This window comes from Flavobacterium sp. CG_23.5 (assembly GCF_017875765.1).
Lineage (GTDB): Bacteria > Bacteroidota > Bacteroidia > Flavobacteriales > Flavobacteriaceae > Flavobacterium.
On record NZ_JAGGNA010000001.1, the window covers coordinates 3258636 to 3273710 of the forward strand.

The window sequence follows — 15075 nt, forward strand, 5'->3', positions numbered from 1 at the left end:
TGTAAACTTCCAGTTTTTAGTACTATTAAATACTTAGATTGATAGTAAAATTTCCCCCCAAATTGATTTTTATTACCGTAAGTGAAATGTTGTTTTTATGATACAAATAAAGACACTCATTAATGATGGTGACTTCATGATTTATATGAAGATGGATTATGTTTTTCTAAACGTTTTTCTATCCCAGATCTGTAAACTTCCTTTTATAACTAATATATGGTATTAAACTACTTTAATCATGAAAAAGAGTACAATTTTCGAGTTTTTCGAAGACTTATTGGTTTAGCCCCCTAATAATCGGACTTTAACATTTTAAGTTTTACAAACATACGCAATTAGTCAATATCTTTGTCTTGCAAGGAACAAACGAAGGCGAGTTTTACACCGATGTTTGTAGAAATGTTTCAGGCCTGGTCATTTCGATTTCACTAAAATTTAGTTCACCCACAAAAAAAGGCGGAATCTCTAAATTTTGCAAGGAACTGCACTTCAGACTCGTATTGCCCGATATTTGTTGGTATGGGATTTTGAGTTTGAATGTTATTTTTCGTTTTATTTCATCTCTTTTTTGTTCGATTAGCCCTTTATTCCAGCATTCTAAAAAGATATTTGGAGGTAAATTACAAACTGAGGAATGTAGACGTTCATTATTGTATTTCTCATAAAAAATGGTCAAAACACCTTCCAATTCATCGATTGTCCAAAAATGAAAAGGTCTTAGTTTTTTTGCTAAAATAGCATGAAAACTCTCAATATGTCCATTTTCCTGTGGGGTATATGGATGTGTAAAGACTTGATTCAGGTAGTTATCTTTGAAGAAATTTTGAATCATTTTTGCCGAAAATCGACTGTCATTATCATTGCGAACCTCAATATGAATCCCTTTTTCTAGGCAATTATTTGGTTGTAAATGATTTATTATAATATGTTCCCATGCCCTTTTAACATCTTCTTTTTTGATGGAATAGGCAACCGTCCAATGCAAAACAAGTCTGGTAAAAGTGTCAATAGTTGTTAGCACATAGCTATGCATTTTATACTCCTCGACCCACACAAATTTAATGTCCATTTCCAAAACTTCAAAGGGCTGACTTGGAAAAACCTTACGGTATTTTACCCTGGTTTTACTAGGCTTTTGATGTTGTTCCTTCAATAATTGTGCGCCTTTCATCAATCGATATACTTTCTTATGATTAATATCGTAACCCATCAGTTGTAATCTAGTTTCCATTTTCCGATGACCATAATCTGTGTCGAGATCTTGATGAGCTTGCTTTATTTCTTCAATAATCACATCATTTGAAACTTCAAATTTTTGCCCGTACTTGTCAGTGTAAAAAGTCGTCGTAGAAGGACTTCTTCCTTGATTAGTCCGCTTGTTTTGATAATAATACTGGTGCTTGGTTATTGCTGAAATTTGAAATGCTACTTCTTTCTTCAAGCCCTGAAAAATGTAGCCTCTCACGAGTTCCTTTTTTTCTCCAAGGCGAATTTCTTTTTTAGCAATTCGTCTTTTAACTTGCCTTCAAGCTCTTTTTGAATAACAATTTCTTTGAGTAGCTTGTTTTCTTTTTCCAGTTCTCTGATTCGTTTAAGCTGCGCGGGGGTCATTCCATGTGCGAAGCCCTCTTCGCCCATAGTATCCATCTTCTTCTTCCATGAGTAATAACTCGCAGGAAATACCGAATATTTCTCTAATGTAGGTTTAACACCTTGTTCTGAAGCTTCCTTTATGATCTTTAGCTTCTCTTCTTTGGTAAATTTTCTCTTTTCCATCGTACAAAATTATAGATTTCTATTTATAATTGTGTCCGATTATTTAAGGGGCTGAAACATTATCGAGCAAATTAATGAATTGCTCGATACCGAAAAACACCCTTTCTAAATTAGATTTTTTTAAGTCTAATGAGAGAAATCCAATAGATTATATATCACATTTTATCGACTTACTGCTAACAAAAACTTTATTTACCCTCAAAAATCAATTGAAATGCAGGTCTTTACTGGTTTTGATGATTTTTTTAACGGGATTTTTTATAATTCCATCTGCTTTATACTCTCAAACACCACCCTTGCCCGATGAGAAGAGTTGTGTTTCAAAGGATTTATTAGTTGTTGGCGCTAGGTTGGACATTGGTGAATGTTTCCAATGTAATATAGGTGATCAACCTGTAAAATTTAATTTAATTCTAAGTATCAATAATAAAACAGGTTCATTTAGACCAACCTTTGCATTTTGGGGAACGCTTGAAGTAACAGAACCTGGGGCTGGCTTGGGTGGTGTGGACAAAGTAACTACATCTTCAATCTCTGGCTGTAATGATATTACAGGTTTGCCGCCAAATGAAATAACTGACTTAACATTTCTAGAAATTCCCTATAAATGCGGAACTACATTAAAATTAACGAATCTTTTCCTTGCATGGACTGACGCCTCTAAGGTTGTAGATCAGACCAGTGCCAATAGTTGTGACAATTTAACTACAAAATTAAATTCGAAGAAAGTTCTGGATATCTCCCCAAAATGTGGAACTCTTCTTGAAATAGAAATTAAAACACCTCTTGATGTAACTGTAAACCAACCTAGTATTTGTAACGGACAAACAGCTACTTTAACGGCTAATGCAACCGGTGGCAATGGTACCTACAGTTACAAATGGAGTACAGGCGAAACATCTCCAAGTATTGATGTTTCACCAGCGTCAAATACCGAATATACTGTTACAGTGACCGCTCCATCTACTTTTGACCCTACTAAAACATGTTCTGCTTCCTTTACAGCTAAGGTAACTGTAAATCCAAATCCAGCAGCACTTGTATTAACAGGAAGTTCTATCTGTACATCAGTAACAGGAACAGGAAGTATCACATCTGGTACATCTGCTCTTAACGTTAACTATCAGTTATACAATAGTGCAAGTGCACCAGTTCAGACTGCCAAGGCAGGAACAGGAGCAGGGTTAACCTGGTCTAGTGTAACGGCTGGAACTGGATATTATGCGATTGCGACAGGAGCTGCTCCAACAAGCTGTACTTCTCAAAGCAATCCTGTTAATGTGGTAGAAGTTGCCAATCCAGCAGCACTTGTATTAACAGGAAGTTCTATCTGTACATCAGTAACAGGAACAGGAAGTATCACATCTGGTACATCTGCTCTTAACGTTAACTATCAGTTATACAATAGTGCAAATGCACCAGTTCAGACTGCCAAGGCAGGAACGGGAGCAGGTTTAACCTGGTCTAGTGTAGCGGCTGGAACTGGATATTATGCGATTGCGACAGGAGCTGCTCCAACAAGCTGTACTTCTCAAAGCAATCCTGTTAATGTGGTAGAAGTTGCCAATCCAGCAGCACTTGTATTAACAGGAAGTTCTATCTGTACATCAGTAACAGGAACAGGAAGTATCACATCTGGTACATCTGCTCTTAACGTTAACTATCAGTTATACAATAGTGCAAATGCACCAGTTCAGACTGCCAAGGCAGGAACAGGAGCAGGGTTAACCTGGTCTAGTGTAGCGGCTGGAACTGGATATTATGCGATTGCGACAGGAGCTGCTCCAACAAGCTGTACTTCTCAAAGCAATCCTGTTAATGTGGTAGAAGTTGCCAATCCAGCAGCACTTGTATTAACAGGAAGTTCTATCTGTACATCAGTAACAGGAACAGGAAGTATCACATCTGGTACATCTGCTCTTAACGTTAACTATCAGTTATACAATAGTGCAAGTGCACCAGTTCAGACTGCCAAGGCAGGAACAGGAGCAGGGTTAACCTGGTCTAGTGTAGCGGCTGGAACTGGATATTATGCGATTGCGACAGGAGCTGCTCCAACAAGCTGTACTTCTCAAAGCAATCCTGTTAATGTGGTAGAAGTTGCCAATCCAGCAGCACTTGTATTAACAGGAAGTTCTATCTGTACATCAGTAACAGGAACAGGAAGTATCACATCTGGTACATCTGCTCTTAACGTTAACTATCAGTTATACAATAGTGCAAATGCACCAGTTCAGACTGCCAAGGCAGGAACGGGAGCAGGGTTAACCTGGTCTAGTGTAGCGGCTGGAACTGGATATTATGCGATTGCGACAGGAGCTGCTCCAACAAGCTGTACTTCTCAAAGCAATCCTGTTAATGTGGTAGAAGTTGCCAATCCAGCAGCACTTGTATTAACAGGAAGTTCTATCTGTACATCAGTAACAGGAACAGGAAGTATCACATCTGGTACATCTGCTCTTAACGTTAACTATCAGTTATACAATAGTGCAAATGCACCAGTTCAGACTGCCAAGCCAGGAACAGGAGCAGGTTTAACCTGGTCTAGTGTAGCGGCTGGAACTGGATATTATGCGATTGCGACAGGAGCTGCTCCAACAAGCTGTACTTCTCAAAGCAATCCTGTTAATGTGGTAGAAGTTGCCAATCCAGCAGCACTTGTATTAACAGGAAGTTCTATCTGTACATCAGTAACAGGAACAGGAAGTATCACATCTGGTACATCTGCTCTTAACGTTAACTATCAGTTATACAATAGTGCAAGTGCACCAGTTCAGACTGCCAAGGCAGGAACAGGAGCAGGGTTAACCTGGTCTAGTGTAACGGCTGGAACTGGATATTATGCGATTGCGACAGGAGCTGCTCCAACAAGCTGTACTTCTCAAAGCAATCCTGTTAATGTGGTAGAAGTTGCCAATCCAGCAGCACTTGTATTAACAGGAAGTTCTATCTGTACATCAGTAACAGGAACAGGAAGTATCACATCTGGTACATCTGCTCTTAACGTTAACTATCAGTTATACAATAGTGCAAATGCACCAGTTCAGACTGCCAAGGCAGGAACGGGAGCAGGTTTAACCTGGTCTAGTGTAGCGGCTGGAACTGGATATTATGCGATTGCGACAGGAGCTGCTCCAACAAGCTGTACTTCTCAAAGCAATCCTGTTAATGTGGTAGAAGTTGCCAATCCAGCAGCACTTGTATTAACAGGAAGTTCTATCTGTACATCAGTAACAGGAACAGGAAGTATCACATCTGGTACATCTGCTCTTAACGTTAACTATCAGTTATACAATAGTGCAAATGCACCAGTTCAGACTGCCAAGGCAGGAACAGGAGCAGGTTTAACCTGGTCTAGTGTAGCGGCTGGAACTGGATATTATGCGATTGCGACAGGAGCTGCTCCAACAAGCTGTACTTCTCAAAGCAATCCTGTTAATGTGGTAGAAGTTGCCAATCCAACAGCACTTGTATTAACAGGAAGTTCTGTTTGTGATGCCGGTACTGGTACGGTAAGTTCTTCTACCTCACAGTTAGGAGTGAGCTATCATTTGCGAATTGGTACTACTAATGTACAGTCTGCAAAAACAGGTGCTGGTGCAGCTCTTTTATGGTCTGGTCTTAACACAGGTACTAACTACAATGTAGTTTCAACAGGTGCAGCTCCAACGAATTGTCTAGGTTCAAGTAATAACGTCGATGTAGCAACTGTAAATTGCGCTCACATCTTCCCAACACAAACTACTTGTAGTAATTATTTGTGTGGACCTAAGGATACATTCACCTTGAAGAAAATTTGTGTTACATACGCGAAAGGGAAACCCGGGACAATTGGCAATGCAATTCCGGGAGTGTTTTTCTACTATGGTGATTTTACTGCTACTAAAACAAATGTTATCACTGATGCTACTGATGTGACAACAATTATTGTTGACCAAACAAGTACTGGTTTCAACGGTACATTTGATCCTCAAAACGCAAGTAACATAAGACTGCTTGTAGATGATTGTCAAACTGTAACGCCAATATCGATAACAATTGGAACACAAACTTCAAATATGGGGGATGTTACGATAGAATTTAAAGCGATAAAAGACAAAAAATATATTGTATCAGTGAAATATGATGTTAAATCTATAATTACCAGTATTATTAAATCAACCCCAGCATACTCGACAATCGGGATGAAAATAAACGGAGGAAGTCTTGAAGGTGTAGGTAAAGTAGATCTTGATACAAGCAGTACTTGTTCAGATACTTCAGTAACTCCTTCTGGCGGCGGATGTCTTGCTAAATTAGCTCCAACAGATACAAAAGTACTTGCAAGTACTACAACTGCGACTGAACCAGCCGGATTTGATGCGTACCCGGTTCCTTTCAAAGATGTACTTACAATCAAATACAATTTTGATTATGTGTCTGATGTGAAAATTGAAGTGTTTAATTCACTTGGAAAAGCAATACTTTCCAAAGCGGATACCAATAGTTATCTAAACAAAGAAGTTTCGCTTGACCTTAAAATGAATAAAGGACAAGAGCAAGTTTATGTTGTCAAAGTAACTACGAATCGTGGAAGCAGCACCAAAAAAGTAATGTCTTCTAAATAGTATTATAAAATTAATTTTAACTAAAAGCATCCGCCTAAAACGGATGCTTTTTTAGTGTTGTCCTGTCTTAAAATTGGTTGTCACCAAACAATTTAATCTTTTAATCACAATCCCCATTATTTTGTCATTCCGTCTCGTTTTTCGGAACGAGAGAGGAATCTCTTCAAACTACTCACGTAACGGTGATTGATCGGCTAATTTGTGCAATTCCTCATCTTCTTTTTGTTGGAATGATAAACGAGACGGAGATTCCTCTTTCATCGGAATGACAAATAAGACGGGGATTGCTTCGTCAGTTGGAGTGTTTTTTGTGTAATGGCTTCTCGATACATTTCAAAATAAAAAATTTTGAAATACTCGAAGTGACGGGAGGAGGAATGATATATAGTCGTCAGTTGGAGTGTTTTTTGTGTAAGGGCTTCTCGATACATTTCAAAATAAAAAATTTTGAAATACTCGAAGTGACCGCAGGAATAATAGGTTACAGTCGTCAGTTCGAGTTGAGTAGAAATTTGCGATAGAAAATTGCTACGAAGTATCGAGAACAGTTCTGTTTAAATGTTTCTCGATACAATTATACGTTATTAAAACTAGCGTTTGAATAACGTATAATCACTCGAAGTGACGTTAAGAGGAATGATATATAGTCGTCAGTTCGAGTGTTTTTTGTGTAAGGGCTTCTCGATACATTTCAAAATAAAAAATTTTGAAATACTCGAAGTGACGTTAGGAGTAATGATAAATAGTCGTCAGTTCGAGTTGAGTAGAAATTTGCGATAGAAAATTGCTACGAAGTATCGAGAACAGTTGTGTTTAAATGTTTCTCTAAACAATTATACGGTATTAAAACTAGCGTTTAAATAACGCATAATCACTCGAAGTGACGTTAAGAGTAATGATAAACAGTCGTCAGGTGGAGTGTTTTTTGTGTAATGCAATGGAACAAACTTCTCGATACGCTACGCTACTCGAAATGACGGTATCGAGAACCTTTTTACATCTAGATTTTACTCAATTTCAAATATCCAATATGCAAGGTGTCTTCTTCAAGAATAGTTTCGTTTTTTGAGATTTTTAGCGAATAGAGATTTTTAAATTTTTCATCCAAAATATCTCCTATATTGTAAATATCATCCACATCTATTCCGTATTTATCGTCGATATGAGAAATGGCTCCTTGGAAACCAAAATGTTTGTAGAAAGTGGATCTTCTGGCTTTTTTGGAGGCCAATCCTACACTTTTGGCAACGGTAAGAATTTTATAATGGTATTCTTCAAATTCATTCTCTTTATATCCTCCCAGATTAATGAAAAAAAGTTTATCCAAAGTGGAATCTGATGTAGCGTTTTTAGCGATAATTTCTATCGAAAAATTATCTACCACAGCGACTTCTCGCCACGCATCAATATGAATTTTACCTTTGGCTTCAGGCCAAAAAGCTTTCATTTGAGGAACCAATTCTTTTAAGGAATTCCCGATTCCAAAAAAAATATCATGCTGTTCCGTAAACCTTCCTAAGGGCTTGCAGCCCAGTATTATCATGTATAATTTAAGTTCTATATCCATTTTGTAAAGCTACATCTTTTTACAAAATAATTTTTGGCACAATTTATGGTTATCATAAAAAAACAAAACCCCTTAATAAATAAAATCATGAAAAAGATAATTACCCTTTTGGCAATTGTAGGATTATTTAGCTTACAAAGTTGTACCGTAACAGATAGTGGATCTATTGTGAGCGACATTCCAACAAGTGAAATATTTGAAGTGAGTACTTCATTTACTTCAACTAATGGTTATAGTAAATTGATACCGTTAAATCCACGTATTTATTCTTCGGATGTTGTGTTAGTATATCGATTATCTGGAACCACTTCACAAGGTGGTGATATCTGGAAATTATTACCTGAAACACATTATTTTACTGATGGAACTTTAGATTTTGGTTACGATTTTGATTATACCACTACCGATATAAGCGTTTATATGGTGGGTAATAATTTACAAACTGTTTCTACTAATTATAGATTGAATCAGGTTTTAAGGATTGTAATTACTCCGGCTGGTTTTTCTCAAGCAATAGATAAAAATAATATCAATGCGGTAATGTCAGCTTTAAAAGTTGATAAAAGCCAAATTCAGAAAATTCAAATGTAACTACTGTTTTTACTACAATAAAAAAGGAAATCTTACGATTTCCTTTTTTTTATGCGTAAATAATTTGATTCGAAAGAAAAGTATATTTTTTGAAAGATTTATTCTGTTTTCAGGACTATTAGGAGTTCTTTTGGTGTATTTTTTCTTTTTCGAATTCAAAAATAGTTGAAATGTTTTAGACAAAAAAGTCAGATAAATATTCTTTTTGGCATAACTTTATATACACTTTAAAACTATATGTTATGAAAAAGAGAATTATACTTATGACTATTTTTAGTATGTTGTTTTTGTCAAGTTGTGAAGGACCACAAGGGCCTCCTGGCTTAGATGGACAAGATGGATTATTAAGTGAAGTGTTTGAACTTCGAAATATAAATTTTGGATTTAATGCAACGGACGGTTATACTATTTATAGAACCTTAAATCCCCAAATTGCTTCTTCGGATGTTCTTTTAATCTACAGATTGTCAGGGACCATTAATTCCAGTACACCAATTTGGCAACAAATTCCTAGAACTTTATTTTTGCCTGAGGGAGAATTGGATTACGATTTCGATTTCAGTAAACAGGATTTTACAATTTTTGCCGGAGGAACTTATAATTTGGCTTTAACGCCAAGTTACATTAATGGTCAAACGTTTAGAATTGTAATTGTGCCAGGCATTTTAACTAATAAATCAGCGAATAAACCAGATTTCTCGAATTACTACGCGGTAATCAAAGCCTATAATATTGATGATTCAAATGTGAAAGTGCTAAATTAATTCGATTTAAACATAAAAAAAGCTATCAATTGATTTTGACAGCTTTTTTTTATGCTTTTTAAATTATTGGATTTTAAATATTTTAGAACTCCGTATTTTTATTATAATCTTCCTTTTTATTCATTTTCAGTGAGACTGCGATTCCTAATAGTAGCGAAATGGCAATAAAAGCCAGTGATACCCATTCCGGCAATTCGATAAAATCATGGAGTAACATTTTGAGACCTACAAAACTTAAAATAGCGATTAGGCTGTATTCTAAATAGCTGAATCGTTCCAGCATATTCGCTAAAAAGAAATACATGGAACGCAAACCTAAAATCGCAAAAATATTAGAACTAAAAACTATAAAAGGATCTTTAGTTATTGCTAAAATAGCGGGAACACTATCAAGAGCAAATACAACATCCATTACTTCGATAACTACTAACGCGACAAAAAGGGGAGTAGCAGCAGTAATATGGCGTCTTTTTACAAAGAAATGTTCTTTGTCGATATGATTAGAAATCGCCATAACTTTCTTTAGACTTTTAAAAACGAAAGATTTTTTAGGTTCAAATTTTTCGTCTTCTTTGTCAAATAGCATTCTCATCGCGGTATAAATTAAGAACGCACCAAAAACATAAGCGGTCCAAGCAAATTTATTAATCAGCAACACACCAAAATAAATCATTGCGCCTCTAAAAACGACTGCTCCCAATATGCCCCAAAACAAAACCCTGTGCTGGTATTTTTTTGGAATTTTAAAAGAGGAAAAAATAACAGCGATAACAAATATATTATCGACACTCAATGATAATTCAATCAAATAACCGGTAATGAATTTTATAGATGCTGCGGCAGGTCTTAAATGATCTGGATTAGCAACATAATTATTTTTGTAAAGCCAGTAAATAACTCCCGAAAACATAAAGGATAATGCCACCCAAACAGCAGTCCATTTTCCTGCTTCTTTGGAACTGATAATATGCGGCGTTTTATTAAAAACGCCCAAATCGAGTGCAAGAAATAATACAATAGCGAGTAAGAATAAAATCCAGACAATCATACAGGGAGTTATTTGAGTGATACAAAGATACTTTTTGATTTTTAACAGTACTGCTTATTCTAGTAAATCTTACTTCTTTGACAATTAATTTATCGTTTTTAAAATTCTCAATTTATTTTCGAAAATTTGATATTAATAAAAAACAGGATAAAAATTAGCAGCTTGTTATTATTTGTGGTCATTCTTAAGAATTTCATAAAATTAAGAGCATGCCCATAAAAAACAGAGGTAAACTTTCACGAAAGTAATATTTAAATTATATTTGCATCGAAATTCAAGGGGTTTAATATAAAAATCATACAATTATGTCTACATTACGTTTTCAAGCTTTGAGAGAAGCATCGACTAGAAAGCCAGTTAAATTTGAAGAATCAGATAGAAAATCAACTATTTTTGGTTCAAATGTATTTAATGATAGAGCAATGAAGCAATTTTTAACTTCAGATGCTTTTAAAGGAGTGCAAGGTGCCGTTCAGCATGGAACTAAAATAGACAGAAAATTAGCTGATTATATCGCAATGGGTATGAAAGAATGGGCCTTAACAAAAGGGGTTACTCATTATACACACTGGTTTCAACCACTTACAGGGACAACTGCCGAGAAACATGATGCTTTCTTCGAAACCTCTTATGACGGTAGCGATCCGGTAGAAAAATTTGGGGGTGCACAATTAGTACAACAAGAACCAGATGCATCTAGTTTCCCTAATGGTGGAATTAGAAATACATTTGAAGCAAGAGGGTATACCGCTTGGGATCCAACTTCTCCAGCATTTATATACGGAACTACTTTATGTATTCCAACAGTTTTTATCTCATACACGGGAGAAGCATTAGATAACAAAATTCCATTATTAAGAGCATTATCTGCAATGGATTCTGCTGCAACTGAAGTTTGTAAATATTTTGACAAAAATGTTAAGAAAGTAACGGCAACTTTAGGATGGGAACAAGAATATTTCTTAATCGATAAATCATTAGCAGATTCTCGTCCTGACCTTATCATGACTGGAAGAACGTTGCTAGGACATACTTCTGCAAAAGGACAACAATTAGATGACCATTATTTTGGTTCTATCCCAACTCGTGCATTAACTTACATGAGAGATTTAGAGCAAGAATGTATGTTACTTGGAATACCGGTTAAAACACGTCACAATGAAGTAGCTCCAAATCAATTTGAGTTGGCTCCTATTTTCGAAGAAACAAATTTAGCGGTAGATCATAACTGTTTGTTGATGGATGTAATGCAAAAAGTGGCGGAACGTCATGATTTGAAAGTATTATTCCATGAAAAACCTTTCAAGGGAGTAAACGGTTCAGGAAAGCACAACAACTGGTCATTGGCAACAGATACTGGAGTGAATTTGTTAAGCCCAAGTAAAACGCCAATGAGCAATTTACAGTTCTTAACTTTCTTTATCAATACTATTAAAGCGGTTAATGATTACGAAGCGTTACTTAGAGGAGCTATTGCAACTGCAAGTAATGACCACAGATTAGGAGCTAATGAAGCACCACCGGCAATTATCTCTGTATTTATTGGAGAACAATTGACTAAAGTATTAGCTGAATTAGAAGGTGTAACTGCTGGGAAATTATCTCCGGAAGAAAAAACAGATTTAAAATTAAATGTAGTTGGAAAAATTCCAGACGTTCTTTTAGATAATACAGATAGAAACAGAACTTCACCATTTGCTTTTACAGGAAATAAATTTGAGTTTAGAGCAGTAGGATCTTCTGCGAACTGTTCCAATGCAATGACTACTTTGAATACCATTGTTGCTAAACAATTGAAAGATTTCAAAATTGAAGTGGATGCCTTAATTGAATCCAAAGACATGAAGAAAGACGATGCGATCTTCAATGTATTGAGAGAATATATCAAAGTTTCTAAAAATATCCTTTTCGAAGGAGACGGTTACAGCGAAGCTTGGGAAATCGAAGCAGGAAAAAGAGGGTTGAGTAACTTCAAAACAACTCCTGAAGCATTGAAAGCAAGAGCTTCTAAACAAGCGTTAGATTTGTTTTCTGAAATGGGTATCATGAACCATATTGAAGTGGAAGCGCGTTACGAAATTGAATTGGAAGAGTACACTAAGAAAATTCAAATTGAAGGTAGAGTTTTAGGCGATATATCTAAAAATCACGTTATTCCTACTGCTATTCGTTACCAAAATACTTTGATTGAAAACGTAAAAGGATTGAAAGATATTTTTGGAGCTGAATTTGAATCAATTGCAAAAGAGCAAATTGTTTTAATCAAAGAAATCTCTGGTCATATCGAAGGAATCAATACTAAAGTAGAAGAGATGACTAACGAAAGAAAGAAAGCAAACGTTCTGACTGATGCGCAAGAAATGGCTGAAGCTTATTGTAATGCTGTAAAACCTTATTTTGAAGTAATCCGTGAGCACTGTGATAAATTAGAATTATTAGTTGATAATGAGCTTTGGACATTAACTAAATACAGAGAATTGTTGTTTACAAAATAATAACACAAGTCTCTAAAATTTTACACCCGATAGGTTTCGAAACTTATCGGGTTTTTTTATGCGATTTTATTTACTTTTACGTTATTTAAAAAATGATAATTAATTATTTCACATGAAAATAAGACTCTTTTTGATTTTGTTTTTGAATATAATGGCTTTGTCTGCTCAAAATAAAGTGGTGGTGTTTTTTGATTTTAATCAAGATGAAATGAATGAAAAATCAAATGAAGAATTTTGTAAATGGATAGAAAATTCAAAAGACAAAGAGATTTTAAAAATTCAAGGCTTCTGCGATAGTATTGATTCGAATTCCTACAATAAAGATTTATCCTTCCGAAGAGCGAATAATGTGCTTGCTCTTTTAGAGCGGAATAAAGTTCAAATAAATAAAAATTTTGAATTGAAAGGATTGGGAGAAGATTTTCAACAATCAAAAAATGCAAGCGAAAACCGAAAAGTTTTAATTTATTATCACGATAAGCTGGCCATAAAATCTTCTGGTCCAAAAAAAATAAAAGGAGGAAGTTTAAGTATTGAAGATAATCAAGATAAAAAAGTCGTAAATAATGAAACACAAAAAAATGGGGCTCTAATTGAAAAAATTAATAATTCTAAAGTGGGGGATTTAGTAAAACTGGAAAATTTAAATTTTTATTTCAACTCCGAAAAAATTATTTTAGAATCAGAACCCATTCTTTTAGATCTTCTTCAAGTTTTGAAAACGAACCCTCGATTAAAAATTGATATACATGGGCATATTTGTTGTAATAGCAACCCAAATGATGTTAAGCTTTCTTACAGAAGATCAAAATTTGTTTTTGATTATTTAATAAAAAACGGAATCGCAACATCCAGATTGGGGTATAGAGGATATGGTAGTAATAGGCCCATATATGCGTTACCAGAAAAAAATGAAGCAGAGCGAATTGCAAATAGAAGAGTTGAGATTCTTATTGTCAAAAATTAGTGTAATAAATCTAAAGTAGAAGAGATGACGAACGAAAGAAAGCAAACGTTCTGACTGATGCCCAAGAAATGGCTGAAGCATATTGTAATGCTGTTAAGCATTATTTTGAAGTAATCCGTGAGTACTGTGATAAATTAGAATTATTAGTTGATAACGAGCTTTGGACATTAACTAAATACAGAGAATTGTTGTTTACTAAATAATAACAAAAACTATTTCATTAAAAATGCCTATCCAAAACGGATAGGCATTTTTTTATGGATCTATTTTAATTATAACTATTTGTGGTTCGATACTACAAAGGTCTTTTCAGGATAATTACTATCGGTTGTTATACGAACTATTTTCTTATTTCATAGAATGAAATGCTACTTTGTTTCCTTCGGTGTCAGTGAAGTGTGCCATAAAGCCATTAGGCCCTATTGAAGTTTTAGGTAAAACAACTTTTCCGCCTGCTTCTTCAACCTTTGCAAGAGGAATACTCAAATCATCACCACCGTTGAGGTAAACTAAAGTGCCTTTATCGGCAGGTTGATACGCTGCATTTTCCACCAAGCTGCCGCCAATTCCATGTTCCATGTCTGCGGGGAAAAAAGCTGATTTCATCCCCATGGCTTCCATTGGCTGCATTTTTGCTCCTAAAACTGTTTCGTAAAATGCTTGTGCTCTGCTTAAATCTTTTACTGGAATTTCAAACCAGTTAATTGCATTTTTCATATTTTCTAATTTTTTTGTTTATCAAAGGTTGAATTACTCTTTTCTAAGACTTTGTTTTGCTGTTAAATGCTACACAAAGATTTTAAGTTCATTTTTTTAACTTTCACTTTTTATTTTTATAGCAGCTATTTAAGCTGGTTGCTACCAACTAAACCGTTTCTTCTGCGGTGGTCGGATCAATGGTTGTGGATATTCGACTGATGGAATTTGCGGGAAATCCACCCAATTTAGCATGTTCCCGAATCATTTCCTCGTTTGGAGCAATGTACGTGCAATAGATTTTGTCAGCCGTTACTTGGCTGTTAACCCACTGGATTTGTGGGCCCATTTTTCCCAATACTCCGCAAGAAGTTTGCGAAATGGCTTTCAATTGTTCTGCGTTTAATTTACCCGCGCCGGGAATCTCTCTTTCAATTACGTATTTAGGCATGATCTTGTTTTTTTAATTTCCTACTCGTATGGCTTTTCGGTAAGGCCCCGTTTTTTTAGTGGTCGCTGGTTTCCACTTTTCTAAGTTTAAAGTTTCTTAAACTTTTAAAGATT

General features: G+C 35.3%; 11 protein-coding genes. 5 read left to right on the forward strand and 6 right to left on the reverse strand.

What is annotated here, in order from left to right; all coding sequences use genetic code 11:
* Positions 1 to 379: 379 nt before the first annotated feature.
* Both H4V97_RS13985 and H4V97_RS13990 read right to left on the reverse strand, forming a co-directional pair.
* A complete protein-coding gene (locus tag H4V97_RS13985; RefSeq protein ID WP_196851621.1) occupies positions 380 to 1465 on the reverse strand; it encodes a DDE-type integrase/transposase/recombinase in 1086 nt (361 codons plus the stop codon).
* Positions 1462 to 1776 carry a transposase gene (locus H4V97_RS13990; protein WP_196851622.1) on the reverse strand — a complete coding sequence of 105 codons (315 nt, stop codon included), beginning with the start codon at positions 1774 to 1776 and terminating at the stop codon, positions 1462 to 1464. The genes H4V97_RS13985 and H4V97_RS13990 overlap by 4 nt, the downstream gene beginning before the upstream one ends.
* 236 nt (positions 1777 to 2012) lie before the next feature.
* Between H4V97_RS13990 and H4V97_RS13995 the strand changes: the two genes are divergently transcribed.
* Positions 2013 to 6383, forward strand: coding sequence for a T9SS type A sorting domain-containing protein (locus H4V97_RS13995; RefSeq protein ID WP_209550025.1), 4371 nt, complete (start codon positions 2013 to 2015; stop codon positions 6381 to 6383).
* Positions 6384 to 7383: 1000 nt separating this feature from the next.
* Here the strand turns inward: H4V97_RS13995 and H4V97_RS14000 are convergent.
* A complete protein-coding gene (locus H4V97_RS14000) occupies positions 7384 to 7950 on the reverse strand; it encodes a DUF1543 domain-containing protein (RefSeq protein ID WP_209550026.1) in 567 nt (188 codons plus the stop codon).
* An 87-nt stretch (positions 7951 to 8037) separates the two neighbouring features.
* Between H4V97_RS14000 and H4V97_RS14005 the strand changes: the two genes are divergently transcribed.
* Both H4V97_RS14005 and H4V97_RS14010 read left to right on the forward strand, forming a co-directional pair.
* Positions 8038 to 8541, forward strand: coding sequence for a hypothetical protein (locus H4V97_RS14005; protein WP_209550027.1), 504 nt, complete (start codon positions 8038 to 8040; stop codon positions 8539 to 8541).
* A 242-nt stretch (positions 8542 to 8783) separates the two neighbouring features.
* On the forward strand, positions 8784 to 9305 hold the full coding sequence (locus H4V97_RS14010; protein ID WP_245345241.1) for a hypothetical protein: 522 nt from the start codon (positions 8784 to 8786) through the stop codon (positions 9303 to 9305).
* 82 nt (positions 9306 to 9387) lie between these two features.
* Here the strand turns inward: H4V97_RS14010 and H4V97_RS14015 are convergent, their stop codons facing one another.
* Positions 9388 to 10353 carry a TerC family protein gene (locus H4V97_RS14015; protein ID WP_209550028.1) on the reverse strand — a complete coding sequence of 322 codons (966 nt, stop codon included), beginning with the start codon at positions 10351 to 10353 and terminating at the stop codon, positions 9388 to 9390.
* A gap of 305 nt (positions 10354 to 10658) precedes the next feature.
* On the opposite strand from H4V97_RS14015, the gene H4V97_RS14020 reads away from it, so the two are divergent.
* A complete protein-coding gene (locus H4V97_RS14020) occupies positions 10659 to 12848 on the forward strand; it encodes a glutamine synthetase III (RefSeq protein ID WP_196851573.1) in 2190 nt (729 codons plus the stop codon).
* 112 nt (positions 12849 to 12960) lie between these two features.
* Positions 12961 to 13815 (forward strand): OmpA family protein, encoded by an 855-nt coding sequence (locus tag H4V97_RS14025; protein ID WP_209550029.1) that lies wholly within the window; start codon positions 12961 to 12963, stop codon positions 13813 to 13815.
* A 348-nt stretch (positions 13816 to 14163) separates the two neighbouring features.
* Here the strand turns inward: H4V97_RS14025 and H4V97_RS14030 are convergent, their stop codons facing one another.
* Both H4V97_RS14030 and H4V97_RS14035 read right to left on the reverse strand, forming a co-directional pair.
* Positions 14164 to 14532 (reverse strand): VOC family protein, encoded by a 369-nt coding sequence (locus tag H4V97_RS14030; RefSeq protein ID WP_209550030.1) that lies wholly within the window; start codon positions 14530 to 14532, stop codon positions 14164 to 14166.
* 148 nt (positions 14533 to 14680) lie between these two features.
* Positions 14681 to 14962, reverse strand: coding sequence for a DUF4242 domain-containing protein (locus H4V97_RS14035; protein WP_209550031.1), 282 nt, complete (start codon positions 14960 to 14962; stop codon positions 14681 to 14683).
* Positions 14963 to 15075 lie beyond the last annotated feature (113 nt).

Excerpts from the sequence above, each read along its gene's own strand:
- H4V97_RS13990 (WP_196851622.1), bottom strand. The coding sequence starts at position 1,776 with ATGGAAAAGAGAAAATTTACCAAAGAAGAGAAGCTAAAGATCATAAAG.
- H4V97_RS13995 (WP_209550025.1), top strand. The coding sequence starts at position 2,013 with ATGATTTTTTTAACGGGATTTTTTATAATTCCATCTGCTTTATACTCT.
- H4V97_RS14000 (WP_209550026.1), bottom strand. The coding sequence starts at position 7,950 with ATGGATATAGAACTTAAATTATACATGATAATACTGGGCTGCAAGCCC.
- H4V97_RS14005 (WP_209550027.1), top strand. The coding sequence starts at position 8,038 with ATGAAAAAGATAATTACCCTTTTGGCAATTGTAGGATTATTTAGCTTA.
- H4V97_RS14010 (WP_245345241.1), top strand. The coding sequence starts at position 8,784 with ATGAAAAAGAGAATTATACTTATGACTATTTTTAGTATGTTGTTTTTG.
- H4V97_RS14015 (WP_209550028.1), bottom strand. The coding sequence starts at position 10,353 with ATGATTGTCTGGATTTTATTCTTACTCGCTATTGTATTATTTCTTGCA.
- H4V97_RS14020 (WP_196851573.1), top strand. The coding sequence starts at position 10,659 with ATGTCTACATTACGTTTTCAAGCTTTGAGAGAAGCATCGACTAGAAAG.
- H4V97_RS14025 (WP_209550029.1), top strand. The coding sequence starts at position 12,961 with ATGAAAATAAGACTCTTTTTGATTTTGTTTTTGAATATAATGGCTTTG.
- H4V97_RS14030 (WP_209550030.1), bottom strand. The coding sequence starts at position 14,532 with ATGAAAAATGCAATTAACTGGTTTGAAATTCCAGTAAAAGATTTAAGC.
- H4V97_RS14035 (WP_209550031.1), bottom strand. The coding sequence starts at position 14,962 with ATGCCTAAATACGTAATTGAAAGAGAGATTCCCGGCGCGGGTAAATTA.